The sequence below is a fragment of the Plantimonas leprariae genome (genome assembly GCF_008802405.1).
Lineage (GTDB): Bacteria > Pseudomonadota > Alphaproteobacteria > Rhizobiales > Rhizobiaceae > Plantimonas > Plantimonas leprariae.
This window is the reverse complement of the sequence record NZ_VZDO01000002.1, coordinates 339,540-365,618: the sequence shown is the minus strand read 5'-3', so window position 1 is coordinate 365,618 and position 26,079 is coordinate 339,540. Positions and strand designations below refer to the sequence as shown.

The window sequence follows — 26,079 nt, the reverse complement described above, 5'->3', positions numbered from 1 at the left end:
TTTTGGGATGATCCACAAACAACAACCATCATGAGCACCCGGAAGTGCTGCCGCAGGTGTCGCACTTCAGGCAGGTGCCGTTGCGGACCATGGTGAAGTTCGAGCATTCCGGGCAGCTGTCGCCGGTGTAGCCCTTCATCATGGCGACCGCCCGGCGGTTCGTTTCCGTCGCTTTCGAGGCGATGGCCGGCCGTTCGTCGGGCTGGAGGGAAGCCGCGCCCTCGAACAGCGCCCGCGTCGCCGGTTCGGCATCGCGGCGCAGGCCCGTCACCGGCTCTGCCGCCGTCGTCGAGGGGGCGACGGCGAGCGCGCCGGACCGGGCGACGGCAGGCGAGGCGGTCATCGCAGCGCGCGGCGCGGGAGCGCCGGCGGCGCGGACCGGAGCGTTGCCGCCAGCCGGATCGTTGGAGGATACGATCCGAAGGTTGCCGGTCTGCCCGCGCACCATGCCGGACGAGATCGGGGAGGGGGCCGGCTTGCTCTCCTGGCCGCGGGTAGCGAGGTCCTCCGGCTGGACGTGAGCCAGGTCGTTGCGGCCGAGATAGGAGACCGCCAGTTCGCGGAACACGTAGTCGAGGATCGACGTCGCGTTCTTGATCACATCGTTGCCCTGCACCATGCCGGCCGGCTCGAACTTCGTGAAGGTGAAGGCGTCGACATACTCCTCCAGCGGCACGCCGTACTGGAGGCCGAGCGACACCGAGATCGCGAAGTTGTTGATGAACGCCCTCAGCGCCGAGCCTTCCTTGTTCATGTCGAGGAAGATCTCGCCGAGGCGGCCGTCGTCGTATTCGCCGGTGCGAAGGAAGATCGTGTGGCCGCCGATCTTGGCCTTCTGGGTGTAGCCCTTGCGGCGGGTCGGCAGCTTCTCCTGACTGCGCACGACCTTCTCGACCGTGCGCTCGACGATCCGCTCGACGATGCGCTCGGCGATCTCGGCAGTGCGGGCCGCGGCCGGGGCCGCGATCAGCGCGGCCGCCGCGTCCTCGGCATCATCGTCCTCGTCGTCGTCGCCGATCAGCGAGGCGTTGAGCGGTTGGCTGAGCTTCGAGCCGTCGCGGTAGAGGGCGTTCGCCTTCAGCGCGAGCTTCCACGACAGCCTGTAGGCCTTGTCGCAGTCCTCCACCGTCGCGTCGTTCGGCATGTTGATCGTCTTCGAGATCGCGCCCGAGATGAACGGCTGCGAGGCCGCCATCATGCGGATGTGCGATTCGACCGACAGGAAGCGCTTGCCGATGCGGCCGCACGCATTGGCGCAGTCGAAGACCGGCAGGTGCTTCTCTTTCAGGTGCGGCGCGCCTTCCAGCGTCATCGCCCCGCAGACATGGACGTTCGCAGCCTCGATGTCCTTCCGCGAGAAGCCGAGGAAGGGCAGGAGCTCGAACGTCATGTCGGCGAGCTGCTCGTCGGTGACGCCGAGCCCGCGCAGGAAGTCGTCGCCGAGCGTCCAGCGGTTGAACACGAACTTGATGTCGAAGGCCGACTTCATTCCCGCGTTCAGCTTCTCGACCTCGGCATCGCCGAAGCCCTTGGCGCGCAAGCTACCGGGATTGATCGCCGGGGCTTGGTTCATGTTGCCATGGCCGACGGCGTAGGCCTCGATCTCGCCGATCTCGGCTTCCGAGTAGCCGAGCGTGCGCAGAGCTTCCGGCACCGCGCGGTTGATGATCTTGAAGTAGCCACCGCCGGCGAGCTTCTTGAATTTCACCAGCGCGAAGTCGGGTTCGATGCCGGTCGTATCGCAGTCCATCACGAGGCCGATCGTGCCGGTGGGGGCGACGACGGAAACTTGCGCGTTGCGGTAGCCGTGCTGCGCGCCGAGTTCCACCGCTTCCGTCCAGGCCGCCTTCGCCCGGCCCGACAGGCGCTTGTCGCGAAGCGAGGCGTGGTCGAGCGGCACGGGATCGACCGAGATGCCCTCGTAGCCGTTGGCGATGCCGTGCGCGGCGCGGCTGTGGTTGCGCATGACGCGCAGCATATGCTCGGCATTGCGCTCGTAGTCAGGGAAGCTGCCGAGATGGGCGGCCATCTCCGCCGAGGTCTTGTAGGAGACGCCGGTCATCAGCGCCGAGACCGCGCCGCAGATCGCCCGGCCTTCCGCCGAATCGTAGGGGATGCCGCTCGTCATCAGGAAGCCGCCGATATTGGCGAAGCCGATGCCGAGGGTGCGGTAGTCGTAGGAGCGCTGCGCGATCTCCTTCGACGGGAACTGCGCCATGAGAACGGAGATCTCGAGGACGATCGTCCAGAGCCGCGTCGCGTGCTCGAAGTTGGCAGTGTCGAAGCGGCCGTCCTTCTCGCGGAACTGGGTGAGGTTCACGCTGGCGAGGTTGCAGGCCGTGTCGTCGAGGAACATGTATTCCGAGCACGGGTTCGAGGCGACGATCGGGCCGGCGGCCGGGCAGGTGTGCCAGTCGTTGATCGTCGTGTGGTACTGGACGCCCGGATCGGCCGAGGCCCAGGCCGCGTAGCTGACGCGCTCCCAGAGTTCCTTGGCCTTCAGCGTCTTCGTCACCTTTCCGGTGATGCGGGCTGTCAGGTTCCACTCGCCGTCGTTCTCGACCGCGCGCAGGAATTCGTCGGTGACGCGCACCGAGTTGTTGGAGTTCTGGCCAGCCACCGTCAGGTAGGCCTCCGAGTCCCAGTCGGTGTCGTAGATCGGGAAATCGATCTTCGTGTAGCCCTGCCGCGCGAACTGGATGACGCGCTTGGCGTAGTTCTCCGGCACCTGGGCGCGCTTGGCGTCCCTGATGGCACGCTTCAGGGCGGGGTTCTTCGAGGGGTCGAAGCAGTCGTCGCCCGAGCCCTCGCAGTTCACGCAGGCCGAAAGGATCGCCTTCATGTGCTTCGAGACGGTCTTCGAGCCGGTGACGAGCGCCGCGACCTTCTCCTCCTCGCGCACCTTCCAGTCGATGTAGTTCTCGATATCCGGGTGATCGATGTCGACCACCACCATCTTCGCGGCGCGGCGCGTCGTGCCGCCGGACTTAATGGCGCCGGCCGCGCGGTCGCCGATCTTCAGGAAGCTCATCAAACCGGAGGACTTGCCGCCGCCCGACAGCCGCTCGCCCTCACCGCGCAGCTTCGAGAAGTTCGAACCGGTGCCGGAGCCGTACTTGAACAGGCGCGCCTCGCGGACCCAGAGGTCCATGATGCCGCCCTCGTTCACGAGGTCGTCCGAAACGGACTGGATGAAGCAGGCGTGCGGCTGCGGATGCTCGTAGGCCGAAGACGAGCGGGTGAGCTGGCCGGTGCGGTAGTCGACGTAGAAGTGACCCTGGCCGGGGCCGTCGATGCCATAGGCCCAATGGAGACCGGTATTGAACCATTGCGGCGAGTTCGGCGCGACCTTCTGCGTCGCAAGCATGAAGGCGAGTTCGTCGCGGAAGGCGAGGGCGTCTTCCTCGGCGTCGAAGTAGCCACCCTTCCAGCCCCAATAGGTCCAAGTGCCGGCGAGGCGGTCGAAGACCTGCCGGCCGTCCATCTCCGAGCCGGTACGCTCGTTCTCGGGCAGCGAGGCGAGCGCGGCTTCGTCCGCGACGGAGCGCCAGAGCCACGAAGGAACGTCGTTCTCCTCGACCTTGCGCAATACCTTCGGCACGCCGGCCTTGCGGAAATACTTCTGCGCCAGGATGTCCGAGGCGACTTGGCTGAACTGCGCCGGCACGTCGATATCGGCGAGGCGGAAGACCACCGATCCGTCCGGGTTCCTGATCTCGCTCGTCGCCTTGCGGAACTCGACGGACTCGTAGGCGCTTTCGCCGGCCTTCGTGTGGCGGCGTTCGATCTTCATACCCATCGCCCCGTTCCTTTCCCACGCAACGTCGGCTGGAGAATGCGACCTGTCCTTCGCCGAATCTCTCCGGCGTCGGTCAATCGAAGCGATCAGCCGTTATTTAGTATTTCCGGTGTCTCGCACCACTACATATAGTGTGTAAGCGAGTCGCCTACCATCGTCCAGCGGAGTCTTCGGGCATTCGCCTGATGGTTAAAATGCGAGCGATCGCCGGGTTCCGCACAGTCGGGACTCAAGTATCCGGAGCTTGCGCGGTTCCGTTGCTGAAAAGTTATCCACAAGATGTAGTGGGCGACGTCCGGATCGTCGGCCGATATAGCCGCGGGCGCAAGGCCACGCACACCGAGAAAGCCGCCGCGGCAGCTTTCTGGGGAGGACGAACCGAAAGACGGGGAAAAGCGGGATACGGGCCTTTCGGCCGTTCAGCCGGCCGTATCCTTCGACAATGGCGCTTGGAAGCTGAGACCGAGATCCCAAGGGAAGAAGATCCAGGTGTCCTGGCTGACCTCGGTCACGAACGTGTCGACCAGCGGCCGGCCCTTCGGTTTGGCGTAGACCGTGGCGAAATGCGCCTTCGGCAACATGGCGCGCACGAGACCCGCCGTCTTGCCGGTATCGGTGAGGTCGTCGACGATCAGGATGCCTTCGCCCTCGTCGTCCAGAAGCGTCGGGGACACGTCCTTCAGCACCTTCAGTTCGCCCTGCTCGTCGTACTCGTGGTACGAGGCGATGCAGACCGTCTCGATGAGGCGCGTGCCGAGCTCGCGGGCGATGATCGCGGCCGGCACGAGGCCGCCGCGCGTGATGCAGACGATCGCGCGCCATTCCTTCCGGACGCCGGCCAGCCGCCAAGCGAGGGCCCGCGCATCGCGGTGGAACTGGTCCCAGGAGACGGGAAAGGATTTCTCAGGAGTCATCGCAAGGGTTCCCGTTCGGCCGTCGCTGCCGTTAAACGGATCGGGCGGCCAAGCGCAAGCTCAAGCGCCGCGCGCGGCCCGATCCTCGCCCGTCCGGCGCACCATGTCCTCGATCGCCGCGCGGGCCGCTTCCAGCGCACCGGCGTCGCGCGAGCGGGCGACGAGCTCGGTGAAATGCCGGCCGTCCTCCGACCGCGGATAGGAACCGATTGCGACGCCGGGATGCTGCTTCTGGATGTCGCGCAACGGACCGCCGATCTCGCCCTCCGGCCAGGGACAGTGGATCGCGGCGCTTAGGATCGGAACGCCGGTCGGCAGTTCCTTCATGACGTTGTCGAGCATCGCCTGGAATACCGACGGGACGCCCGCCAGCACGAAGACGTTGTCGACGCGAAACCCCGGCGCGACGGAGACGGGATTGTCGACGAGGCTCGCGCCCTCGGGCGTTCGGGCCATGCGCCGCCGCGCCTCGGTGAACTCGAGGCCGCGATTGGCGTAGTTCTCCGCCAGCCGGCGCAGCGCTTCGGGGTGCTCCGAGACCGGCAGCGCGAAGGCCGCGCCGACGGCGTCCGCCGTGATGTCGTCGTGCGTCGGCCCGATGCCGCCGGAGGTGACGACGAAGTCGTAGGTCCGGCGCAGCGTGTTCAGCGTGTCGGCGATCTGCGTCGGCTCGTCGCCGACGATCCGCACTTCCTTGAGATCGATCCCCGCCACCGTGAAGACCTCGGCGAGATGGCCGATGTTCCGATCCTTCGTGCGGCCGGACAGGAGTTCGTCACCGATCGCGAGCATCGCGGCGGTCGGTGCGGGCATGCTGGTCATCGGGACCTCCGGGGCGAAAGGCGCGCCGCAATAGGCGGAGCCGGCCGCGAAAAGGCAAGTCCCGCCGCCGCCACGCCGCGTCGTCTTCCGTCCATGGACGGTGCGTCGCGGGAGACACGCTTTTCAAACCCGGCGCCTTGCTGTCTTGTCGCCGGCGAGTCGGCGGGAGGCGCCGACGCCATGGAAGGGTCGAGCGATGGCGAAGGTTCTGGTTCTCTACTATTCGAGCTATGGCCATACGCGGCAGATGGCGCAGGCCGCGGCCGAGGGGGCCGAGGCCGCCGGCGCGACGGTGGACGTGAAGCGCGTGCCCGAGACCGCGCCGAAGGAAGTGGCGGAAGCCGCGCATTTCCAAGTCGACACCACCCACACCGAGGCCCAGCCCGACGATCTGGCCAACTACGACGGCATCATCGTCGCCAGCCCCACCCGCTACGGCAACATGTCCTCGCAGATGGCGTCGTTCTGGGATCGCACGGGCGGGCTCTGGTTCCAGGGCAAGCTGATCGGCAAGGTCGGCGCGGCGATGTCGTCGACGGCGACCCAGCATGGCGGCAACGAGGCGACGCTGTTCTCCATCCACAAGACGCTGCTGCATCACGGCCTGATCCTCGTCGGCCTGCCGTATTCCTTCCAGGGGCAGATGGACAATTCCCAGGTCGTCGGCGGCTCGCCCTACGGTGCGACGACCATCGCCAGCGGTGACGGTTCGCGCCAGCCGAGCCAGATCGAGCTCGACGGCGCGCGTTTTCAGGGACGGCTGGTGGCCGAGACGGCCGCGAAGCTCTTCGGCTGATCAGGGACGCGCATGCGATGCGGGGCGCCGCGGCGAGCGGCCCTCGACGCTCAGAAGCTTTCGACGATGCGGGCGTCGTCGAGTTGGAACCGGTCTTCGACGGCGAGCTCGAAACGCAACCGATCGAGCGCGGTGTTCTGCGATTTGAGCCGGTCGAGAAGCGCCTGCGCGGCATCGCCGCCGCTCATGTCGAGCACGGGAGCCTCCAGTCCGATCAACCAAAGGTTGCTATCAAAAGTGCTGTTCGTCATTGCCGTCTCCTCAACGGCTCGAGTGAACGCAGCAGGACATGGGCTACGCCCTCTTGTACCGCAGGTCGGGAGGCGTTCCAACTAATGGGTGCGCAGGAAAGGAAATAAATCGTTAAGTGGAGACGAAAGGTCGCGGCACCACCCCGGTCGTCGGGACGGCGGTGCGGACGGCGGGAATCGAACCCGCAATCCCGAAGGCGACGGATTTTAAGTCCGCTGCGTATACCAGTTCCGCCACGTCCGCTCCGCGGCTTTCAGTAGATGGGCCGATGCCGGGATGGCAAGTATCGGAAGGGCGTCTCCGGAGTGGACAAAGGCCGGCCCTCCCGTTAGCGGCAAGCGCATGACCGAAGCCTCATTCCAATCCCGCGTGGCCGACGCCGAACGGTCGCTTCGCGACCTGTTCCCGCCGACGCCACTGCAACTGAACGAGCACCTTTCGGCGAAGTACGGCGCGCGCATCTTCCTGAAGCGCGAGGACCTGACGCCGGTTCGCTCCTACAAGATCCGCGGTGCGTTCAACTTCATGCGCAAGCGCATCGCGGAAGGCGCGGGCGCCGGGCGCTTCTGCTGCGCCTCCGCCGGCAACCATGCGCAGGGCTTCGCCTTCGCCTGCCGCTTCTTCGGGCTGAAGGGCCGCGTCTTCATGCCGGTGACGACGCCGCAGCAGAAGATCCAGAAGACGCAGATGTTCGGCGGCGACGCCATCGAGGTCGAACTGGTCGGCGACTATTTCGACGACTGCTACGCGGCGGCCAAGGCCTATGCAGCGTCGTCCGGCGCCGAGCTGGTGCCGCCTTTCGATCACGAGGACATCATCGAGGGTCAGGCGACGGTCGCCCGCGAGATCGTCGCGCAGCTCGGCGACGAGGCGGCCGATCTCCTCGTCCTGCCGGTCGGGGGCGGCGGGCTCGCTTCGGGCATCACGCGCTACGTCTCGGATCTCGCCGGTCCGCGTCCGACGATCCGTTTTGCCGAGCCGGCCGGCGCGCCGAGTCTGCGAACCAGCCTTGAGCAGGGGCGGGTCGTGCGGCTGGAGCAGCTCGAAGGCTTCGTGGACGGCGCGGCCGTGGCCGAGATCGGCGCGATCCCGTTCGAGACGCTGCGGCGCGCGGCGCCAGCCGATGTCGTCCTGTCGCCGGAAGGCCGGCTCTGCGGCACGATGCTGGAAATGCTGAACATCGAGGGCATCGTGCTGGAGCCCGCCGGCGCGCTCGCCATCGACGCGCTGCACGATCTGCGGCCGCTCGTGGAAGGCCGGACGGCGGTGCTGGTCGTCTCCGGTTCCAACTTCGACTTCGAGCGCCTGCCGGACGTCAAGGAACGAGCGCTGCGCTTCGACGGCTTGAAGAAGTATCTCATCCTGCGGCTCGCGCAGCGGCCCGGCGCGCTGCGCGACTTCCTAGGCCTGCTCGGACCCGACGACGACATCTCGCGCTTCGAATACCTGAAGAAGTCGGCGCGCGACTTCGGCTCGATCCTGATCGGCATCGAGACGAAGAACCCGGCGAACTTCGAGACGATCTTCCGCCGCCTGGAAGAAAGCGGCACGGCCTATCAGGACATCACCGAGAACCGCATCATGGCGGACCTCCTGATCTGACGTTCAGGATTTCGGCAGCGCCTGAACCCATTCGGCGATGCGGTTCGCCAGCGCTTCCGTGGTGCCGGGCGAGACGAGGTCTCCGGCGAGGATATGGCCGTTCGGGTCCGTCGTATCCGGCACTTCGACCACGTCCTTCCGCGCCGGCCATCGGTCGATGAGCGCACGGGTCTTCGCTGGATCGACGACCTTGTCGTTCGGATTGAACAGGAACAGCGCGGGGAGGGCGATCCGGCCGATGTCGCTGGTTCGCGCCGCCCGGACGAGCGCGCCCATCGTTAGGAGCGCGACCGTCGGATAGCGTTCCGTCCAGACCGCCGCGATGCGGGGGTCGCCGCTCGTCGCCCCCCATTCGGGGCCGAAGAGCCTCGGCCCGAACTCGCGCGCGAACGGCAGGTCGAGCACGAAGCTGCGTCGGTCCTTCGGCCCGAAATTCGGCGAAAGCAGCACGAGGCCGGCGACATCGCGCATCAGTTCCGGGTCGCTTGCGCCGAGCACCGCCAGCGTGCCGCCTGTCGAGTTACCGATGACCACGACCCGCTCGCCGAGCCGGCGTCCGATCGCCAGCGCTTCCGCCAGATCGTTCCACCAGTCGTTGACGCTCGCTTCCGCCATCGCCGCGCCGTTGCGTCCATGCCCGGACAAGCGGGTGAGGAACAGGTTCGCGCCGAGCCGCTGCGCGACGAGGTCGGGCAGGGGACGCAACTCGTCCTTCGACGCGGAGAAGCCATGAATGTAGACCAGCGCGATCGGCGTGCGGGCTCGGCTCGCCGGATAGGCCCAGCGGATTTCCTTGGCGGCTTCCGGCCGGAGGTTCGGAACGTCCGCTTCCGCCCGGGCGAGATAGGCATCCAGGTCGCCGCCGAGGGCGGCCGGATCGAAACGCAGGGTCAAATCCACGGGCTCGCGTGGTCCGAGCAGCCAGACCGCACCGAGTGCCAGAACCAGCAACAGCGCCAGCGCGGCGACGATCTTCAGGACCGTCCCGCCTCGTCTGCCTTTCCGCCGCTCAGCCATCGATCGCCGGTGTCACGACGAGGCGCTTTTCGACGCAGACGAAGCCAGCGCCGAGGTAGAGCGGCAGTGCCGCCGGGTGATCGAGCGTGTTCGTTTCCAGCGTCACGATCGACGCGCCGGTGTCGAACGCGGCGACGATCGCCTCCGAGAGGAGGTAGCGGGCCAGATGGCGGCCGCGGAAGCGCGGCATGATGCCGAAATGCACGATCCGCGTCCGACCGTGCCGACGGCCGGTTTCGAGCTCGAACCAGCCGGCCGCCGAACCGTCGGCTTCCAGCACGAACACCGTGATGTCGGACGAATGGATCTCCGACGCCAGCGCCGCGTCCGGCACGAGCCGCGAGGTCCAGTGATGCGGCTTGCCGACCGCAAGATAGAGTTTCCGATAATCGTCGAGCGGAATGTTCGGCAGCCGGTGGAGGTGGAGGCGCTCGGGAATTGCTGGGGGCGAAACGCGCTCCGGATGCTTGCGCAACTCCAGTTGCGAGACCGTCGCTTCGATGAGCCGCGTCACGGCTTCGCCGCGACCTGTCGCGCGCCGCCGGTCTCGACCGGCGTGTCGGCGGCCGAGCCCCATTCCGTCCACGAGCCGTCGTAGAGCCGAGCCTCCGTGTTGCCGAGCGAGGCCAGCGCGAAATTGATGACGGCCGCCGTGATCCCCGAGCCGCAGCTCGTCACCACCGGCGCAGCCGGGTCGATGCCGGCCCGCTCGAACTCCGCGCGAAGCTCCGCGGGTGTCTTCAGCCTGCCCTCCCGGCCGAGAACGGTGAAGGGCAGGGATCGCGCGCCCGGTATGTGCCCGGAGCGAACGCCGGCGCGCGGTTCCGGCGCGCTGCCCTCGAACCGTTCGGCCGACCGGGCGTCGGCGACCGCGACGTCGCCCGTTTCGACATGCTGCCGCATCTCCGCGAGGGTCACGACGGCATCCGCGTCGAACGTCGGGTGGAAGGTCTTCGGCAATGGATGCGCGGAGCCGCTCTCCGTCGGCAGTCCTGCGGCCCTCCAGGCCGGGAAGCCGCCGTCGAGCAGCCGCACCCTGCGTGCGCCGAAGGTCCGGAACAGCCACCACGCCCGCGGCGCGGAGAAGAGACCAAGCCCGTCGTAGACGACGATCTTGTCGGTCTCGGCGACGCCGAGGGCTCCGGCTGCCGCCGCGAAACCCTCCGGCGAGGGGAGGGCATGCGGGAGCGTCGAGCCGGGATCGACCACCGCGTCGTGATCGAAGAACACTGCGCCCGGCACGTGCGCCGCCGCGAACTCGGCCTTCGCGTCGCGCCCCTGCGCCGGCAGGTGCCAGGACGCATCGACGATCGGGAGGTCCGGCGAGCCGAGCCGGTCGGCCAGTTCCTTCGCGGTGATGAGATGCGGATTGGCTTCCATGATGCGTCCCCGATGCAGGATGCGGGTCAAGCCGGCAAGGGGCCGAAGCGAAGACGCATGCGGCGGTTCACCTTGCCCTTCTTCTCGATCTTGCCGACATGGATCTCGCCGATCTCCCCGGTCGACCGGACATGCGTGCCGCCGCAGGGCTGGGCGTCCACCGAGGCGTCCGCGCCGATGCAGACCAGTCGGATGCAGCCGGTGCCGCGCGGCGGCTTGACGTTCGCCGATTTGACCAGCTCGGGATTGCGGTCGAGTTCGTCTTCCGTGATCCAGCGGGTCCAGACCGGATGGTCGGCGTGAACGAGCGCCATCAGCTTCGCGGTGATGCCGGCCTTGTCGGCTTCCGCATCAGGGATGTCGAAGTCGATGCGGCTTTCCTCCTCGCCGACCGCCGCACCGGTTACGGGGAACGGGCAGATGACGGACAGAAGGTGACAGGCCGTGTGCATGCGCATCAGCTTATGCCGCCGCTCCCAGTCGAGTTCGAGGCGCAGCGTCTCGCCGGGAGCGGGCAGCGGCGCGCCTTCCTCGGCGAGGCACAGCACCGCAGCGCGGCCGGGCGCGTAGACGGTCTCGACGATGCGAAAGGAGGAGCCGTCCGGCATTCGCGCCGTGCCGGTATCGCCGGGCTGACCGCCGCCGGTGGCGAAGAACTGCGTGCGGTTGAGCACGATGCCGCGCTCGCCCTCGATCCGCAGGACCGTGCCTTCCGCCTCCCGAAGATAGGCGTCGTCGTAGTGGAGCTGCAGGGTTTCCATCAGCCGGCCGGCACGAAGGGAATGTCGAATCCGCGCTCGCGCGGCTCCATCCAAGCCGGGACGGGAAGGTGCTTCGAGCGCAGGAAGTCCGGGTTGAACAGCTTCGACTGGTAGCGGTTGCCGTAGTCGCAGAGGATGGTGACGATCGTATGCCCCGGTCCCATCTCGCGGGCCATGCGGATCGCGCCGGCGACGTTCACGCCCGACGAACCGCCGAGGCAGAGGCCTTCCTCGACCAGGAGGTCGAAGACGATCCGCACCGCTTCCTCATCGGCGACCTGACATGCGAAATCCGGCCGGAAACCTTCGAGATTGCCGGTGATCCGCCCTTGCCCGATGCCTTCGGTGATCGACGAGCCTTCGGAGCGGAGTTCGCCGGTCGTATAGTAGCTGTAGAGGGCGGCGCCGATCGGATCGGCAATCCCGATGCGGATGTGGCCGGAATGCTTCTTCAGCCCAGCCGCGACGCCGGCGAGCGTGCCGCCGGTGCCGACGGCGCAGATGAAGCCGTCGATCTCGCCGCCGGTCGTGCTCCAAATCTCCTCCGCCGTCGTCACCATATGGCCTTCGCGGTTGGCGACGTTGTCGAACTGGTTCGCCCAGATCGCGCCCTGCGGATGCGTTCGGGCAAGCTGCTCGGCCAAGCGGCCGGAGAGCTTCACGTAGTTGTTCGGGTCCTTGTAGGGGACCGCCGGGACCTCCACGAGTTCGGCACCCATCAGTCGCAGCGCGTCTTTCTTCTCCTGGCTCTGGGTTTCGGGGATCACGATCACCGTGCGGTAGCCGAGCGCGTCGGCGACCAGCGACAGGCCGATGCCGGTATTGCCGGCCGTGCCCTCCACGATGACGCCGCCCGGCTCCAGCAGCCCCTTCTTCTCGGCATCCTGCACGATGAACAGGCCGGCACGATCCTTCACCGACTGGCCGGGATTCAGGAACTCCGCCTTGCCGTAGATCTCGCAGCCCGTCTCTTCGGACGCGCGCTTCAGCCGGATAAGCGGCGTGTTGCCGATCGCACCGAGAACGTTGGGATGTCTGGACATGGAGTGCTGAAACGCCGAAACACCGGAAACTCGTGCTGGCCCGGAAACTATTGTCGGGGTCGCGCCAAGGCAAGCAGCGGAGGACGGCGATGGCGGCGATTGTCGGGCTCGACCACGTCCAGCTCGCGATGCCGGCCGGCAGCGAAGCGGCGGCGCGGGCCTTCTATCGCGACGTGCTCGGCCTCGCGGAGGTGCCGAAGCCGGCGAACCTCGCAAAGCGCGGCGGCTGCTGGTTCGAAGGCGGAACGGCGAAGCTGCATCTCGGCGTCGAGGCGGATTTCCGGCCGAGCCGGAAGGCGCATCCGGCGCTTCTCGTCGACGATCTCGGAGCATTCGCCGCGTATCTCCGCGAGCGCGGCGTGGAGCTCGTCCGCGACGAACCGCTACAGGACTTCGAGCGCGCCTACGTCTCCGACCCGTTCGGCAACCGGATCGAGCTGATGCAGCCGAGCGGCTGAACGCCGGAGCGCGCTCCCCGACATGTTTCGACGGGGATCGGATCGGGACCGTCCAAATATGGCAACGATTCGATGGTATCTCTGGTGCAAACACGAGGGGTCGAAATCTTGCGAACTGCAATCGGCATGATCGCCATCGCGATAGGCGTTTCGGGATGCAGCACCACCGGGTCGCCGCTGCTCGGATCGTCGCAGCGCTACGCCTATGCCGCACCGCAGATGAACTTGACCTCCGCCATGCCATCCGCTGCTACGCCGACGCCCATTCCGGCATCGGCGGGCGCTGCGGCACGAGCCGTCACCGATCTTCCGACCACCGCCGAACTGCCGGTCTACGATGAGACGAAGGATCCGTATGTCACCGCGGTCCTGCTGCCGCCAGCGGACTCCAAGGAATTCGAGGACGAGATCGGCCCGGACGGCAAACGTATCGTCCTCGCGCCGATCGCAACGCTCGACGTGATCGACGTGCGAGACGGCCACAAGGCGCTGGTTGCCGCCAACCCCGAGTAGGCGCCTCCTCAGCGCAACCAGCGCACCGTTTCCGCCAAATGAGCATGAGGCAATGATGCGAGCGCCCGATGGCAGAGCGCGGGACGTGGAGACGTCAGCCTCGACGCGCTCTCAGCCTATCACCGATCAGCTGCATTCCGTGACGATGGACGAAGTCGAAAAGTGGCTCCCCGAGCTGGACTCGAACCAGCGACCATTCGATTAACAGTCGAATGCTCTACCAACTGAGCTATCGGGGAACGTTGCCCTCAGTCGAGCGTGGGGAGCCTATAGCGAAGTCGGATCGCCTTGCCAAGGCGGCGCGGCCAAGAAATCACGGGCGAGTATCCGCCTGAGGAAAAGCTCGCGGAACGACCGGATCGTTCCCACATTGGCGAGTGGAAGGGACGATCGATCCGCCTGCGTGGAGACGGAATGCCCGAGCATCGGCAAACAGCGACGACGCCGTTCTTCCGCCTTCGGGGAAGGACCATCCGGATTTTCGGGCGCTCGTTCGATCTTCCGGCTTCGCGCCTCGCCCGGATCGTGATCGGCATCCTCCTGATCCTCGGCGGCTGCTTCTCGATCCTGCCGGTGCTCGGCATCTGGATGCTGCCGCTCGGCTTTATGGTGCTGTCGATCGACATCGCGTTCATCCGCCGCCTGCGCCGGCGGGTCGAAGTCCGTTGGACGCGGTGGTGCGCCGAACGACGCGCCGGGAAACAGGCCGGATAGCGCCGAGGGCCTGCGATCAGCGCAGCCGGGTCGGCCGCCAGACGATCGTGTCCGGCATGCGGTCTCGATCGACCTCCATCGATCCGATCTCGCAATCGCGCGCGTCGCATTCGCTGCATCGGAACCTGATCGCGCGAATGGAGGCGTTCGGATCGGCGAAGCCGACGAGGTCGGTTGCCAGAAACGAAGCGGCGTTCCCGCAACGCCTGCAACGCGCGGTGATGATGCGTTTCTCGCGAGCCGCCTGATCGAGCGAGTCGTTGATGCGATCCATTCGCCGACATTGGAACGAAAGATGAACGTTTTCAATCGCCGGATCGCGCTTGCGGATGGCGGCGGACCTCGCTAGTTAGGCGCGGCGAGGCCTCGTGGCGGAGTGGTTACGCAGAGGACTGCAAATCCTTGCACGCCGGTTCGATTCCGGCCGAGGCCTCCAGTGCCACACTTGGCGCATTGATATCGCTGGATTTTCCGTCATCCAGAACCGAACCGGGAGCCACACTCCTCGCGAGGTGTGGCAGTCCGTTCCCGAAACGGTCCCCTCGTCAGCTCTCGGCGGCGAGCAGACGGTCTCCGATCCCATCCCACGAAATGCGCTGGACGGCCTGCCGGGCGAGGCGGCTCCGGTCCGCGCGCGCGGTGTAGATCCGCGACGTCTTCGCGTCCTTCCAGCCGAACATCGCGTCGAGCATCTTGTCCGTCGCCTCGTTCTCGGCCTGGTTCGTCGCGAGGCCTTTGCGGACCGAATGCGCCGAGCAGTGCGGCAAGCCCGCCTGATCGAACCACTCCGACACTCGCTGGCCGAGGCCTTTGATCGAGTAGGGCTTGTCGTACTCGGTCCGCATGTAGGTTAGGCCAGCGACCGGATGCCAGGACAGCACCGTCTCGAGGACGGGATGGACCGGGATCACGATGTCTGTCGGCGCGCGGCCGCGGTTCTTGAACAGGCGCAGGTGCAGCTCGTCGCGGCGGCGGTGCTGAGGCCCGATCTGCGCGAGGTCCGAGACGCGAAAGCCGGTGAACATCAGCATGACGAGGGCGAAAACGGCTTTCGACCGGGGCCCGTGGTGCTCGATGAACTGCGCGATCTCGGCGGACGTGATCGTGTGATGGCCGGTCGACTGGACGCGGAAGGGCGCCGCCAGCTTCGCGACGTTCGGCGTGATCGCCTTGCCATTCTCCTGCGTCTCGAAGACCTGCCGCAGGATCTTCAGCCGCTCGTTCGCGGCGAAGGGCGTGTCCTTCTTCCGATCGCGTAGCGCCTCGATGTTCGCGACGTCGAGCTTGGCGATCGGCATATCGGCGAAGGCACGGCCGTCTGGCTCGGATGCCTTCAGCGGCTCGGCCCACATCGCTTCCATGATCTGCCGCCGCTTCGTCTGCGTCGTCAGGTCGAGCGTCGTGAAGGCGTTCGAGCGCATGTAGCGCATGCAGAGCCAGCGGAACGAGTTCGGCCGCGTCGGGCTCGCCATCGTCCAGCCGTCGCCGGCCGCCGGGTCGGGCTTCTCGATCTGCCGACGCGCCTTCCAGTACTCGGCCGAGAACTCCTCGCTGCGGATGTCGTCCGGCAGGCGGCAGATGCGCTTGCCCTCGAAGCGGAAGTAGTACCGCACCTTCCCGTGACGGGTCGGGTTCTTCTCGATGTAGGGAAGGTCGATATCCGCCACGGCCGTCATGCGGATGCCCGCCAGTCGTCCTCGCCCTGGTCCGGTGCCGCTACCTCTCCGGTCGCACCGTCCACCGGCCACTCGGAAATGTAAGCAGCCACCTCGGCCGTTATCCACAGTTTCCGCGTGTGCCAGCGCCGAGCGCGGGGCAGCAGCCCTTCGCGCACCATCTCGTCGATGCTGTTCGGGCTTACGCCGATCGCTTGAGCGAGCTCGGCCCGGCTGAGCGACAGGCGAGGGACGCTCGCGACGTCACCGGGCCTCATCGTCGTCTCCATAGGCGCAGGGTGCGCACTGCTTCGCGCCGGGCCCGCCGACGAAGCGTCTGTCGCACTGCCGGCAGCGGCACGTCTGGTTCCCCGGGCGCCAGCCCTTGAGCGCTGGTCGCTTGTCCGGGACGAGGTCGTCCGGCAGCGACGACGGACGCGCAGTCAACGCCTCGGGGCCTCCAGTCAACGCTTCGGCCTGTCTGCCGACGCCGACCGGCTCCTCCCGACGCGCTTGCGCATTGGCAAAATAGCCATGTGAGGGCGCGCGAACCGGCTCACCCGGCGCTGGGGCGAGTGCAGCGCCGCCTTCGCGTTGGGTGCCGGCGTCTCCGGCTTCTAAACCTGACTGCTGGGCAGGTTTTCCGCCGCGGAGCTTGCGCGCCTTCTTGAACCAGACGGCTGCCAGCCCCTTCCAGAGCGGAATCGTGTGGCTGTAGGCGAGCACGGTCGCCTCGCTGAGCGCCCCCGTGCCCTGCGCCTCGATATGCGCTGGCAGGGCTTCGGGGTCGATCGTACCGAACTGCGGGTCGGTCAGCAGCGCGTCCACGGCCTTGATGTGGTCGGCCTTGATCGGCGCGAGCCGGGCGCGGGCGAGGATGGTAAGGACCTGCTTGGCATGCTCCGCACCGCCCTTCTTCAGCAGCGCGGCGATCGCGGCAACCGACATGGATTCACCGGGCTCGTAGGACGATCCGCCAGCGGGCGGCATCCGGCGAATGCGAACGCCAGCGCGGGCACAGACTTCCGCCATCGTCTTCGCATCTTCATCGCCGGCCGCGAGCGACGCCACGAACATCTGCGGCTTCGTCACGCCGAGGCGATCCGTGTTCTGGCCGATGAAAGCCTTCGCCTGCGCCTCGGTGTCTGGCGCCTCGACGATCTGCACCGGGATCTCGGACACGAACGGGTTGCTCGCCGCCGCGGTGGCGCAGTGCTGGCCGTCAATCACCTTCAGCACCGTCCGACCGTTCTCGTCTTCGCTGTAGGCGCAGACGGGTGGCGTGAACTTCGTCCAGTCGAAGCCCTCGACGATCCGGCGGATCTGCCGCTGACCGCGCTCGCTGATCTGCCGCTGGTAGGCCTCATCCACGAACAGCGTGCGCGGGTCGACGAGCTCGAAGATCGGCATGCCCGTGGCGGGCGCGCCGGGCGACAGGCTGGTGACGTCGATCGGGAGGATCGAGCGGAGGGTCATTGTGGCCTCCGATGCTTCGGGCCGGAGCCGCTGGCGTCGTACAGGACACCCAGGCGGTCCATGAACGACTGCAGAGCCTTCCTGCCGATCGCCGCGAAGATGTAGTCGGGAAGGTCGTCGAGGTTGTCGCGCAACAGCTTGTCGAAACTCTGGACCATGTGTCCAACGATGACCTCGCTCTCGCCGTCGGCCCAAGGCGGCGGGCGAACGGTGAAAATCTGCTCGGCGCTCTGACGCCCGTAGGTGTCCGCCAGTCGCAGGTATGGCTGCAGTGCATCGTGCAGGTCCGTAGGCACATCGGCCAGCGGATCGAGCTCTGCGTTGGCGTTGATTTCCGCCCGGCTGAATGGTCGCTGCATGTCAGCCACGACTGTCGCGCTCCATCGCTTCCAGCGTCCACACCATCGCGCGAAGGTGCCGAACCATGTGCGGCATGAATTCCAGCAGTTGGTTCAGCGGTCGCTTGTCGAACAGGATCTCTTCCTGATCCGAATCGTCTGCATCTTCCGTTCCCGCCATCACCTTGCGATTCCACTCGACCTGCTGCTTCAGCCAGTCCGAGGCCCTCGTCTGGTATTCGAGCAGCATCTTCGCGGTGGCGAGCACATCGACCATCGGAACTTCAATCTCGGCCGGCATGTGCGGGTGGGCGGCAGCCTCGGGCCGAGGGCGTTCGGCTCGTCGATGCCGGACTACGTGCGCGACATCAGCGATCGGTTCCGAGCCGGTGCCGACGCCGACGCCGCCACCCGCGAAGGCAACTTCGCCCGGGCCGAGCGCCGATCGCGCGTCACCGCCGCCAGCCTCAGCCGGGCCGAGGCCGCCTTCGGATGGGTGGTATCCTACGTGCCCGACGTCGAGCTGCGGCATGCCCTGTTCGGCTTCGCCATGTGTCGGGCCCGGAAGTGGGACTTCAGCCGGTACATCGAGCGCCGAAACCGGCGGAATCCGACGAAAAGAGCGTGGAAGAAACGAACAGTCTACCGGTGGATTGCGTATGCGCAGCAACAGGTTGCGGATGGCTTGGACAAGAGTGGCGTCCTGTTGCCACCGGGAGCGGATTTACACGTGGCACATGAGAGGGCAGAAATCACGCCAGATCCTGATAGAACGGGATCTGGCGCGTGGTCGGCGCCCGGCAGAGCAGCGTAGTTCCGCCGGCCGATCAGCGGCTATTGTGAGAGCAAACGCTTGACCAATTCTACAAGCCTCTCACCGAATGGGCTTGCCGCTGCTGCCGCTGCTGCCGCAATACCGGCAGTCAACGAAATGATCGCTGAGGTCGCCAATTCGAACGCCGCCTTTTGCTTGTTGACATCTCGACGAGCCGACTTGTCTTCTTCGGCCGTAAAGGCTGGAAACTCGTCCGGGTGTTCGAGACGATACTTCTCGTTGTCGACGTCGTCATGATTGATGTTGTAACTGCGCAGTATATCGTCGTACCGCGCGCTGTATCGAGCAACAGTTCCTTCGTCGAAATCAACAAGGCCTCTAAGTTCTCTGCGCAGCGAGTTGATCTCAAGAGCGCATCTTTGAAACTGATCGGCCTTTACTGGATCCGCTGATGAGGTTTGCAGCAGGGATGATGCAAGGATCAGCAACGAGAATGCTACAGTTGTGAGATTGATTGCGCCCACGATAAAAGGTGGACTTGGCAGGAATGCCGGGATCAACGTTAAGATGATGACTGCCGCTGATGCATAAGCTGTCGTCGCGGTGCGCTTTCGATCACGAGTTTCCAGACGCTTTGATGCATTGAAACGAGCGCCCTTCGTGCGCTTCATTTCGCGAAGAAGTTGTTCATGTGAACTTCTGACCGTCTCGGTAGTCGGCTGCACGGTTTTCGTCTCGAACGAGTTCTCAGTCCGGTCGCTCAAGGATCGCACATGACCCTGGAAGGGGCGGAATCCGAAGCCAAATCGGTAATGTCATCGTAGCAATCGGAATTTGATGTTCGCAAGCCGAGGTTGCGCCTAAAGACTAGATTCCCTGATGCGCTGTCTTGGAACGAGCTCGAGACGCACGGAGCGGTGAAGGGCAGGCGGGCGGCCTAGCGGTAATCGCTCAGCGGGTCAGACGACCTCTGGAATCGACGCGGAACGGTGTCCGCCCGAGGTAGCGAGGCCGCGATTGGTAACGCGGTCGGTAGTATGGTCTACGACCGTTGTAGTACTCGGAACGCCGGTATCCCCGGTCGTAGTCATCTCGATAGATGCGCCGGTGATCGTCGTAGTAGCCTCGACGGTAGCCGTCGTCGACGCAGGCGGAAAGCGTGAAGCTGGTCACGCCGAGCGATGCCGCCATCAGGATGGAGCGAAGGTTCATTCTGTTCTCCTCTGCAGCGGCCACATGGGAGGTCGACAGATGGAGGCAAACCGCCATCGGATGGGTGGCTGACGAGATCCCAGCGAGGAGCGCCGCGAGCGGCAGTGGCAGAGCGATCTGCCGGCAAGCCCGAAGCCTCGCCGATGGACGGACGCCGCAAGGCACCATCGGGAACAGCGGCAAGAGTTCTGCAGGGTAGAGCAGTTCGGTAGCTCGCGTGGCTCATAACCACGAGGTCGCCCGTTCGAATCGGGCCTCTGCAACCAAGATCAGGACGGACGCCATCGCGAACGGGCTTGCGAAAATCGGTGAGCGCTCGCCGGTTATGCGATCCTGCCTCGAAGAGCCATTGCGGCGCCCAAATGAACCTAGCGTGGAAGTTCGCAGCGTTCGTCCTGTAGCCATTCCCGGCCCGACCGGGTGTTCTGCAGAAAGGGTCTGCACATGAAAGGCTCGGTCTTCCGAGGACTTCTCGCTGCCTGCATCACGATAATGCTGGCGGTCTTCGCGTTCGCCTCTCCTGGCTTCGCCACCGAACGCATCGGTCCGGCGGGTTACGAGCTCCGCGTCTACGATCCGGTCGACATCGGCATCGTCGCCACGCCTGCGATCACGGTCGATAACAGGCAGATGATCAAGGCGCCGTCGGTGCGAAGTTCGGCCGAGATCGGCTCGCTGACACCCGCTTACCACATGTCAATGCTGACCGACGGCCAGAGCCTGCGCGGCTTCCACATGCGATGTTAGGGGCGCGATCAACCGCCCCAGCATGAGGGGTCGCCGGCCGCCTTGGAACAGAAGGCCGGCAACCTTCATCTGAACGAAGTTCACTTCTTCCGAGCCTGCTCTGCGAGGAGGTCACGTATTTCGCCTAGCTGAGCAGCGATGTACTCGAGCGCCTTCGCCGACCGCATCTCGGCGGTAGCGCCAGGATGATCGATACTGGCTGGCACGAACCGCATATCGAAGGTGTGCTGCACACGGGCTTTCGCGAGATCTCGTTGTTCGTCACTCATCGGCGTCCTCCTGAAGTCGAGATGGAACCAAAAATCGGCGCAAACGACTCACGGTGGCAAGTAGCTCGGCTAGAGTACCTCGCCGAGCGCAAGAACGTCGGTCACTGCTTCTTCTGTGAGAAGCGTCGCATCTCCGGTGAACGCGGCCCGCATGATCGCGATGCGATCCATCGCGAGGGAGTGTACCTTCCGGACTTTCGCCTTGCCGCTCTCGATGTCTTGGACTGCTCGCAACGACATGCCGAGCCGGTCAGCGAGCGTCGATTGCGTGTAGCCGAACTGCTTGCGAAGAGCGATGAACTGTTCGGGTGTCGTGGCAAGCATTGCTCGTTACCTCCGCTGGGTCTACATTCGGCTAAGGCAACCGGGGAGCCTTACGGCCCCCCGGCCGCTCCTAGCCTCTCCGCAGCGTGATGATCAGCATCGCAAGTGCCACCATCACGGAGAGGACTTGGAGGAGTAGGCTGGCTGTCTCGTAGGACATGGCCTTCTCCTTTGCAGTCAGGCGGTGTTGCCTGACACCTTGCTTGTACGCAGAAAGTGCGTATCCGGCAAGCGGTATATGCAGAAACTGCGCAAATACTTTCACCCCGTCGAGCCTTGGTTCGGCGGGGTTTCCGCATCCGGGGTCGAGATGGGACGCGTCGCGAACCTGCCGCCGATGATCGGCGCGATGCCGAACCGCGTCCTCTCCCCGCCGAAGGAAGCCGAGCCCTTCTACCTGTCGCCCGCTTGGCGCGGCCTCGTCGCCGAGGTGAAGCAAGAGCGGGGCAACCGCTGCGAGGACTGCGGCGCCGGCGGCCGGATCATCGGCGACCACATCCATGAACGGAAGGACGGCGGTTCCGACTTTGATACGGGGAACATCCGCCTGCGCTGCATCCCTTGCCACAACCGCAAGACGGCGAAGGCCAAGCGAGCAAGAGTCACATGAACATCGCCACGGTCGAAGGCTGCACCCGCGTCATCGGCGAAAGCCAAGGCTACATCGGCCTGCCGCTGCGCGACGAGTTGATCAACTGCGCGGTCGATGGGCCGGCCGTCTCGGCGATGGTCTCGGCCTGGCAGCCGATGCCCGAAGAGATCGCCCGCATCATGTCCGGCGAGCCGATCCACCTGCGCGTGCTCGGCACCGCGCACCCTCCCGTGATGTTGTTCGTCGGTTCGAGCGAGTAGCGAACGCATTCGGCGATACCTCGCCAACTCGCGACGAGTAGAAAAGTTATGGGGCGTAACCCCGTGCCCTGCTCGATTTTTCGCGCGAGCGAGACCCCGCGCACCCGCCTCGACCGCCGGCCCCTCGGGGTGTGACCGAAATGTCACGCCGGGAGGGGGTCCGAAAGTCCGGAGAGACCGCGCCGGCATGCACCGGCAGCCCCTACATGCGGAGATTTTTTCCGCGCCCGAGAGATTTCGAGATCGTGAGATGCCGAAAGAACGCCGTGTTCGCCCGTCGCCTAAACCTGTTGGTCGGCCCGCCTACCGACCGAGCCTCGATGAACGGCAAACGGTGGAGGAGATGAAGTTCTGCGGCGAATCGGACGCGACGATCGCGCGATCCTTGGGCATTTCCGAGCCGACGCTTCGCAAGCACTTCGTCGACGAACTGAACAACGGTCACGCGAACCGGCGGAAAGAGGTCATCGGCCTGATGTTCCAGTCCGCTCGGTCGGGCAACGTTTCGGCTCAGAAGAAGCTCGAGGAGATCGGCCGTGTCGCCGGTGCCGAGGCGGAGTTCGAAAGGCAGTCGAAGCCGAGAGCGGAGGCGAGGCTCGGCAAGAAAGAGCAGGCAAAGCGCGAGGCGGAGACGGCCGGAGCCGGCACCGATTGGGGCGACGACCTCGACGTCGGAAGCGCACGGCTGAATTGATGCTCGCCGACACATCGACCGCCTGGTCGACTGCATGCCAGGACTGGCCCGCGCGCCTGCTGGCCGGACGGACGTTGGTCCCCGACCTGCCGTTGTTCGAGGAAGAGGCGGCGCGGGCGCTCCGCGTCTTCAACCGGCTGCGCATGCCGGACGTGATCGGCAAGCCGACGATGCTGGATGCTGGGACGAACTGGCTTCACCCGATCGTCGCCGCGCTGTTCGGCGCCTACGACGCGGCAACGAACCGGCGAATGCTGCGCGAGGTGTTCCTTCTCGTGCCGAAGAAGAACTCGAAGTCGTCAGGCGCGGCCGCAATCATGGTTACGGTCATGATCCTGAACCGGAGGCCGGAGGCAGAGGCGCTGCTGATCGCGCCGACGAAGAAGATCGCCGACATCGCCTTCAAGCAGGCGTGGGGTATCATTCAGGCGGACCCGGAACTGGCGAAGCTCTTCCATCCGCAGAAGCACATCCGCACCATCACGCACCGGCGCACCGGAGCGACGCTGGAGATCAAGGCCGCCGACACCGACGTCATCACCGGCGGCAAGGCGACTTACACCTTCATCGACGAGACGCACGTCTTCGCCAAGAAATCGAACGCGGCCGACATCTTCGTTGAGATCCGCGGCGCGCTTGCGGCGCGACCGGATGGCTTCCTGATGCAGGCGACGACGCAGTCGAAGGAGCCGCCGGCCGGCGTCTTCAAGGCAGAGCTCGCGACGGCTCGCAAAGTTCGCGACGGCGAACTGAATCGTCCGCTCCTGCCCGTTCTCTACGAGTTGCCCGACGCGCTCGCCGAGAACGACGGCTGGAAGGACCGGGCGAACTGGGGACTGGTCAACCCGAACCTCGGCCGGTCGGTCGACCCGGAATACTTGGCCGACGAGTTGCAGAAGGCGGAGGAAGAGGGTGCGGAAGCGCTGGCGCTGCTGGCGTCGCAGCACTTTAACGTCGAGATCGGCCTTCGCTATCGCACCGACGGCTGGATCGGCGGCAAGTATTGGGAGGGCGCGGCCGATACCTCGATCACGCTGGCGGCGGTGATTCAACGCTGCGACGTCGCGGTGGTCGGCGTCGACGGCGGCGGCCTCGACGATCTTCTCGGCCTCGGCGTCATCGGACGCTGCCGGACGACGAAGGACTGGCTCGCCTGGCACCACGCCTGGGCGCACGACGACGTCTTCGAGCGGCGAAAGGACATCATCGTCAACCTGCGCGACTTCGAGCAGGAAGGCACGCTCACCGTCGCGAAGAGCCCGACGCAGGATATCGACGACGTTTGCGAGATCATCGCGCAGCTCGACGCCGCCGGCATCCTCGCCGAGAAGTGGGCGGTCGGCCTCGACCAGGTCGGCATCCCGACGATGGTCGACGCGCTGTCCGGCATCGGCGTCGCCGGCGAGCGTGTCGCCGCGGTGCCGCAAGGCTTCCGGTTGAACGGCGCGATCCTCGGCGCCGAGCGGAAGCTGAAGGACGGCACGCTCTGGCACGAGGGCTCGCGCATGATGGCGTGGGTCGTCGGCAACGCGAAGGTCGAGCAGCGCGGCTCGGCGATCCTGATCACGAAACAGGCGGCGGGCCGGGCGAAGATCGACCCGCTCATCGGCCTCTTCAATGCGGTGCAGCTGATGAGCCGGAACCCGGAAGCGAAGCGCCGTTCGCCCTATGAAACCCGCGGCGTGCGCGTCGTCGGATGAGCATCATCGATCGCATCTTCGGGCGCTCGCAGCCGCGGGCCGAAGGCTTCATGCCGCTCGACCCGACGCCGATCGTGCTCGCCACCTTGCGTGGCGAGGGCTGGCTACTCGGTGACGGCGAGGTGAACGTCCGCCAGGCGATGCGCAACACGTCGGTCTACCGGTGCGTGACGCTGATCTCGAACGTCATCGGCATGTTGCCGCTGCACCTGATCGAGTCGGACACGAAGGAGAAGGCCAAGGACCATCCGCTGTTCGCGCTGCTGCATCGCGAGCCGAACGCTTGGCAGACGGCCTTCGAGTTCCGGACGCTGATGCAGATGCGGGCGTTGACGAAAGGCAACGCCTACGCGCTCGTCGTCTGGTCGGTCGACTATTCCCGCGCCGATCGGAAGCGCAAGCCGGTCCGGCTCATCCCGCTCGATCCCGACCGGGTGAAGCCGAAGCTGACCGACGCCTGGGAGATCGTCTACGAGTACAGCCCGCCGTCTGGCGGTCGCGTCACCTACGGCGTGTCCGACATCCTGCATCTGCGCGGGTTGTCGTTCGACGGCATCGTCGGCGAGTCGGCGCTCCGGCAGGCACGCGACGCGATCCGCCTCGCGCTGGACGTCGACCTCGCCATTCGTCGGCTCTACGAGCGCGGCTCCTTCGTCGGCGGCGTCCTAGAGACGCCCGGCGAACTCACGCAGGAAGCGTTCGACCGGCTGATCACCTCGTTCAACGAGAACTACGGCGGCGCGAACAACGCCGGCAAGGTGCCCCTCTTGGAAGGCGGCACGACGTTCAAGGTGCCGCCCACGTCGGCGAAGGACGCGCAGGCGAACGAGCTGCGCGGCCGGCAGGTCGAGGAGATCGCCCGCGTCTTCGGTGTGCCGCGGCCACTTCTGATGGTCGACGAGACGAGCTGGGGCTCGGGCATCGAAGCGCTCGGCAACTTCTTCGTGACGTTCGGCCTCTCGCCGCAGTTCGAGATGTGGCAGCAGGCGATCAAGCGGACGCTGCTCGAGAACAAGGACAAGGAGCGTTTCGACGCCCGCTTCAACCCGGCGGCGCTCTTGCGCGGCACGATGAAGGACCAGGGCGAATACCTGGCGAAGGCGCTCGGTGCCGGCGGGCACCAGCCGTGGACCGACTACGAGGAAGTCCGCGACGTGCTCGACCTGCCGGCGCGCACGATCGCCCCGAACCCGATGACCGCGCGCCGCATCGCGCCTCCCGTCGGCGACGACCCGCCGCCCGAGGCGCCGAAGCCGAAACCGGCTCCGAAGAAGGACGATGACGATGACGACGAGTAACCCGGCCGGCGGGCGGCGTCCGCCGAGCGTTCCCGCATCGACGAGCACGGCCACCGCCGCCAAGTCGCCGCGCGGCGTCGCGACGAAGCCCGGCTCCGCCGTGCCGAGCGTCAAGGCGGAAACCCGTCCCGGCGCAATGCCGCTGCCGGTCCGGCAGGACGTGCATTCGCTGACGCAGCCGAGCGTCTTCGACCGCTGGAGCGCCGACGCGGCCGGCATCCGCGCGGCGACGATCGGCGACAACGTCATCCAGATGTTCGACGTCATCGGTGAGGATTACTGGTCGGGCGGCGGCATCACGGCAAAGCGCGTTTCGGCGCAGCTTCGCGCCATCGGTGACCGGCCCGTTGAGGTGCAAATCAACTCGCCCGGCGGCGACATGTTCGAAGGGATCGCCGTCTTCAACGTGCTGCGCGAGCATCCGCAGAACATCACCGTCAAGGTGTTCGGCATGGCGGCGTCGGCCGCTTCGATTATCGCGATGGCGGGCGACCGCATCGAGATCGGCGCTGCATCCTTCCTGATGATTCACAACTGCTGGGTCGTGGCGATCGGCAACCGGCACGACATGGCCGAGACCGCCGAATGGCTGGAGCCGTTCGATCAGGCGATGGTCGATCTCTACGCGGCGCGCACCAAGCGCGAGGCAAAGGACATCGCGAAGTGGA

At 65.9% G+C, this 26,079-nt stretch carries 30 protein-coding genes, 4 tRNA genes and 1 pseudogene; 15 read left to right on the top strand and 20 right to left on the bottom strand.

From position 1 onward, the window contains the following. Positions 1-28 precede the first annotated feature (28 nt). The 3 genes from F6X38_RS04375 to F6X38_RS04365 form a co-directional block, all read right to left on the bottom strand. Complete coding sequence (locus F6X38_RS04375) at positions 29-3,793, bottom strand: vitamin B12-dependent ribonucleotide reductase (RefSeq protein ID WP_202617927.1); 3,765 nt, start codon at positions 3,791-3,793, stop codon at positions 29-31. A gap of 425 nt (positions 3,794-4,218) precedes the next feature. Next, positions 4,219-4,713 carry a xanthine phosphoribosyltransferase gene (gene gpt / locus F6X38_RS04370; RefSeq protein WP_150968303.1) on the bottom strand — a complete coding sequence of 165 codons (495 nt, stop codon included), beginning with the start codon at positions 4,711-4,713 and terminating at the stop codon, positions 4,219-4,221. Between the two features lie 60 nt (positions 4,714-4,773). Continuing rightward, entirely contained in the window at positions 4,774-5,535 is a 762-nt protein-coding gene (locus F6X38_RS04365) for a competence/damage-inducible protein A (protein WP_246191187.1), read from the bottom strand. Between the two features lie 196 nt (positions 5,536-5,731). On the opposite strand from F6X38_RS04365, the gene wrbA reads away from it, so the two are divergent. Then, the gene (wrbA, locus tag F6X38_RS04360) at positions 5,732-6,331 is read left to right on the top strand and encodes an NAD(P)H:quinone oxidoreductase (RefSeq protein WP_150968302.1); all 600 of its coding nucleotides are present in this window, start codon (positions 5,732-5,734) and stop codon (positions 6,329-6,331) included. Positions 6,332-6,381: 50 nt separating this feature from the next. Here wrbA and F6X38_RS23265 read toward each other — a convergent pair whose 3' ends face one another. Then, the gene (locus F6X38_RS23265) at positions 6,382-6,582 is read right to left on the bottom strand and encodes a hypothetical protein (RefSeq protein WP_161992615.1); all 201 of its coding nucleotides are present in this window, start codon (positions 6,580-6,582) and stop codon (positions 6,382-6,384) included. 162 nt (positions 6,583-6,744) lie between these two features. Beyond that, positions 6,745-6,826 (bottom strand) — tRNA-Leu (locus F6X38_RS04355). 99 nt (positions 6,827-6,925) lie between these two features. Here F6X38_RS04355 and ilvA point away from each other — a divergent pair. Next, positions 6,926-8,185 (top strand): threonine ammonia-lyase IlvA, encoded by a 1,260-nt coding sequence (ilvA, locus tag F6X38_RS04350; RefSeq protein WP_150968301.1) that lies wholly within the window; start codon positions 6,926-6,928, stop codon positions 8,183-8,185. Between the two features lie 3 nt (positions 8,186-8,188). On the opposite strand, the gene F6X38_RS04345 is transcribed toward ilvA, so the two are convergent. From F6X38_RS04345 to F6X38_RS04325, 5 genes are read right to left on the bottom strand one after another with little or no spacing between them, the layout of a single operon-like run. Further along, entirely contained in the window at positions 8,189-9,202 is a 1,014-nt protein-coding gene (locus F6X38_RS04345) for an alpha/beta hydrolase (protein ID WP_150968300.1), read from the bottom strand. Beyond that, the gene (locus F6X38_RS04340; RefSeq protein ID WP_161992614.1) at positions 9,195-9,716 is read right to left on the bottom strand and encodes a GNAT family N-acetyltransferase; all 522 of its coding nucleotides are present in this window, start codon (positions 9,714-9,716) and stop codon (positions 9,195-9,197) included. The genes F6X38_RS04345 and F6X38_RS04340 overlap by 8 nt, the downstream gene beginning before the upstream one ends. After that, positions 9,713-10,612: a 3-mercaptopyruvate sulfurtransferase gene (gene sseA, locus F6X38_RS04335; RefSeq protein ID WP_343033187.1), complete on the bottom strand. Its 900-nt coding sequence runs from the start codon at positions 10,610-10,612 to the stop codon at positions 9,713-9,715. The genes F6X38_RS04340 and sseA overlap by 4 nt, the downstream gene beginning before the upstream one ends. Then, entirely contained in the window at positions 10,609-11,343 is a 735-nt protein-coding gene (locus tag F6X38_RS04330; protein ID WP_150968297.1) for an alanyl-tRNA editing protein, read from the bottom strand. Before F6X38_RS04330 ends, sseA begins: the two co-directional genes overlap by 4 nt. Next, positions 11,343-12,386: a cysteine synthase A gene (locus tag F6X38_RS04325; RefSeq protein ID WP_150968296.1), complete on the bottom strand. Its 1,044-nt coding sequence runs from the start codon at positions 12,384-12,386 to the stop codon at positions 11,343-11,345. Before F6X38_RS04325 ends, F6X38_RS04330 begins: the two co-directional genes overlap by 1 nt. An 89-nt stretch (positions 12,387-12,475) precedes the next feature. Here F6X38_RS04325 and F6X38_RS04320 point away from each other — a divergent pair, with 89 nt between their 5' ends. Both F6X38_RS04320 and F6X38_RS04315 read left to right on the top strand, forming a co-directional pair. After that, the gene (locus F6X38_RS04320) at positions 12,476-12,844 is read left to right on the top strand and encodes a VOC family protein (RefSeq protein WP_150968295.1); all 369 of its coding nucleotides are present in this window, start codon (positions 12,476-12,478) and stop codon (positions 12,842-12,844) included. A 126-nt stretch (positions 12,845-12,970) separates the two neighbouring features. Beyond that, positions 12,971-13,357: a hypothetical protein gene (locus F6X38_RS04315; RefSeq protein ID WP_150968294.1), complete on the top strand. Its 387-nt coding sequence runs from the start codon at positions 12,971-12,973 to the stop codon at positions 13,355-13,357. 163 nt (positions 13,358-13,520) lie between these two features. On the opposite strand, the gene F6X38_RS04310 is transcribed toward F6X38_RS04315, so the two are convergent. Continuing rightward, positions 13,521-13,596: transfer RNA gene (locus F6X38_RS04310), tRNA-Asn, on the bottom strand. A 175-nt stretch (positions 13,597-13,771) separates the two neighbouring features. Here F6X38_RS04310 and F6X38_RS04305 point away from each other — a divergent pair. From F6X38_RS04305 to F6X38_RS04295, 3 genes are all read left to right on the top strand, one after another. After that, positions 13,772-14,071 carry a hypothetical protein gene (locus tag F6X38_RS04305; RefSeq protein ID WP_150968293.1) on the top strand — a complete coding sequence of 100 codons (300 nt, stop codon included), beginning with the start codon at positions 13,772-13,774 and terminating at the stop codon, positions 14,069-14,071. After that, entirely contained in the window at positions 14,023-14,319 is a 297-nt protein-coding gene (locus F6X38_RS23630; protein WP_150968292.1) for a hypothetical protein, read from the top strand. The genes F6X38_RS04305 and F6X38_RS23630 overlap by 49 nt, the downstream gene beginning before the upstream one ends. Before the next feature lie 114 nt (positions 14,320-14,433). Beyond that, positions 14,434-14,507: transfer RNA gene (locus tag F6X38_RS04295), tRNA-Cys, on the top strand. A 109-nt stretch (positions 14,508-14,616) separates the two neighbouring features. On the opposite strand, the gene F6X38_RS04290 is transcribed toward F6X38_RS04295, so the two are convergent. The 7 genes from F6X38_RS04290 to F6X38_RS04260 form a co-directional block, all read right to left on the bottom strand. Beyond that, the gene (locus tag F6X38_RS04290) at positions 14,617-15,747 is read right to left on the bottom strand and encodes a tyrosine-type recombinase/integrase (protein ID WP_150968291.1); all 1,131 of its coding nucleotides are present in this window, start codon (positions 15,745-15,747) and stop codon (positions 14,617-14,619) included. Then, positions 15,744-16,004 (bottom strand): MerR family transcriptional regulator, encoded by a 261-nt coding sequence (locus F6X38_RS04285; RefSeq protein ID WP_150968290.1) that lies wholly within the window; start codon positions 16,002-16,004, stop codon positions 15,744-15,746. Before F6X38_RS04285 ends, F6X38_RS04290 begins: the two co-directional genes overlap by 4 nt. Next, the gene (locus F6X38_RS04280; RefSeq protein ID WP_150968289.1) at positions 15,991-17,202 is read right to left on the bottom strand and encodes a ParB N-terminal domain-containing protein; all 1,212 of its coding nucleotides are present in this window, start codon (positions 17,200-17,202) and stop codon (positions 15,991-15,993) included. The genes F6X38_RS04285 and F6X38_RS04280 overlap by 14 nt, the downstream gene beginning before the upstream one ends. After that, positions 17,199-17,570 (bottom strand): hypothetical protein, encoded by a 372-nt coding sequence (locus F6X38_RS04275; RefSeq protein WP_150968288.1) that lies wholly within the window; start codon positions 17,568-17,570, stop codon positions 17,199-17,201. The genes F6X38_RS04280 and F6X38_RS04275 overlap by 4 nt, the downstream gene beginning before the upstream one ends. Continuing rightward, a complete protein-coding gene (locus tag F6X38_RS04270) occupies positions 17,563-18,072 on the bottom strand; it encodes a hypothetical protein (protein ID WP_150968287.1) in 510 nt (169 codons plus the stop codon). The genes F6X38_RS04275 and F6X38_RS04270 overlap by 8 nt, the downstream gene beginning before the upstream one ends. 302 nt (positions 18,073-18,374) lie before the next feature. Then, positions 18,375-19,040, bottom strand: coding sequence for an SLATT domain-containing protein (locus tag F6X38_RS04265; protein WP_281353047.1), 666 nt, complete (start codon positions 19,038-19,040; stop codon positions 18,375-18,377). A 226-nt stretch (positions 19,041-19,266) separates the two neighbouring features. Beyond that, positions 19,267-19,527, bottom strand: coding sequence for a hypothetical protein (locus F6X38_RS04260; RefSeq protein ID WP_150968286.1), 261 nt, complete (start codon positions 19,525-19,527; stop codon positions 19,267-19,269). A 189-nt stretch (positions 19,528-19,716) separates the two neighbouring features. Between F6X38_RS04260 and F6X38_RS04255 the strand changes: the two genes are divergently transcribed. After that, positions 19,717-19,793, top strand: a tRNA-Met gene (locus F6X38_RS04255). A 178-nt stretch (positions 19,794-19,971) separates the two neighbouring features. Next, complete coding sequence (locus tag F6X38_RS04250; RefSeq protein ID WP_150968285.1) at positions 19,972-20,274, top strand: hypothetical protein; 303 nt, start codon at positions 19,972-19,974, stop codon at positions 20,272-20,274. 80 nt (positions 20,275-20,354) lie between these two features. On the opposite strand, the gene F6X38_RS04245 is transcribed toward F6X38_RS04250, so the two are convergent. After that, positions 20,355-20,543 carry a hypothetical protein gene (locus F6X38_RS04245; protein ID WP_150968284.1) on the bottom strand — a complete coding sequence of 63 codons (189 nt, stop codon included), beginning with the start codon at positions 20,541-20,543 and terminating at the stop codon, positions 20,355-20,357. Between the two features lie 69 nt (positions 20,544-20,612). Beyond that, entirely contained in the window at positions 20,613-20,867 is a 255-nt protein-coding gene (locus F6X38_RS04240; RefSeq protein ID WP_150968283.1) for a helix-turn-helix domain-containing protein, read from the bottom strand. A gap of 238 nt (positions 20,868-21,105) precedes the next feature. Between F6X38_RS04240 and F6X38_RS04235 the strand changes: the two genes are divergently transcribed. The 6 genes and pseudogenes from F6X38_RS04235 to F6X38_RS24195 form a co-directional block, all read left to right on the top strand. Then, complete coding sequence (locus F6X38_RS04235; RefSeq protein ID WP_161992612.1) at positions 21,106-21,477, top strand: HNH endonuclease; 372 nt, start codon at positions 21,106-21,108, stop codon at positions 21,475-21,477. After that, positions 21,474-21,719 (top strand): hypothetical protein, encoded by a 246-nt coding sequence (locus F6X38_RS04230; RefSeq protein WP_150968281.1) that lies wholly within the window; start codon positions 21,474-21,476, stop codon positions 21,717-21,719. The genes F6X38_RS04235 and F6X38_RS04230 overlap by 4 nt, the downstream gene beginning before the upstream one ends. A gap of 187 nt (positions 21,720-21,906) precedes the next feature. Beyond that, the gene (locus F6X38_RS04225; protein ID WP_150968280.1) at positions 21,907-22,413 is read left to right on the top strand and encodes a hypothetical protein; all 507 of its coding nucleotides are present in this window, start codon (positions 21,907-21,909) and stop codon (positions 22,411-22,413) included. Then, complete coding sequence (locus tag F6X38_RS04220) at positions 22,413-24,113, top strand: terminase large subunit (RefSeq protein WP_150968279.1); 1,701 nt, start codon at positions 22,413-22,415, stop codon at positions 24,111-24,113. The genes F6X38_RS04225 and F6X38_RS04220 overlap by 1 nt, the downstream gene beginning before the upstream one ends. Beyond that, positions 24,110-25,411, top strand: a complete 1,302-nt coding sequence (locus tag F6X38_RS04215; protein ID WP_150968278.1) for a phage portal protein — start codon at positions 24,110-24,112, stop codon at positions 25,409-25,411. The genes F6X38_RS04220 and F6X38_RS04215 overlap by 4 nt, the downstream gene beginning before the upstream one ends. Beyond that, positions 25,392-26,075, top strand: a pseudogene (locus tag F6X38_RS24195) (head maturation protease, ClpP-related); the annotation flags it as partial. The gene F6X38_RS04215 and the pseudogene F6X38_RS24195, both read left to right, overlap by 20 nt. Positions 26,076-26,079: the final 4 nt, after the last annotated feature.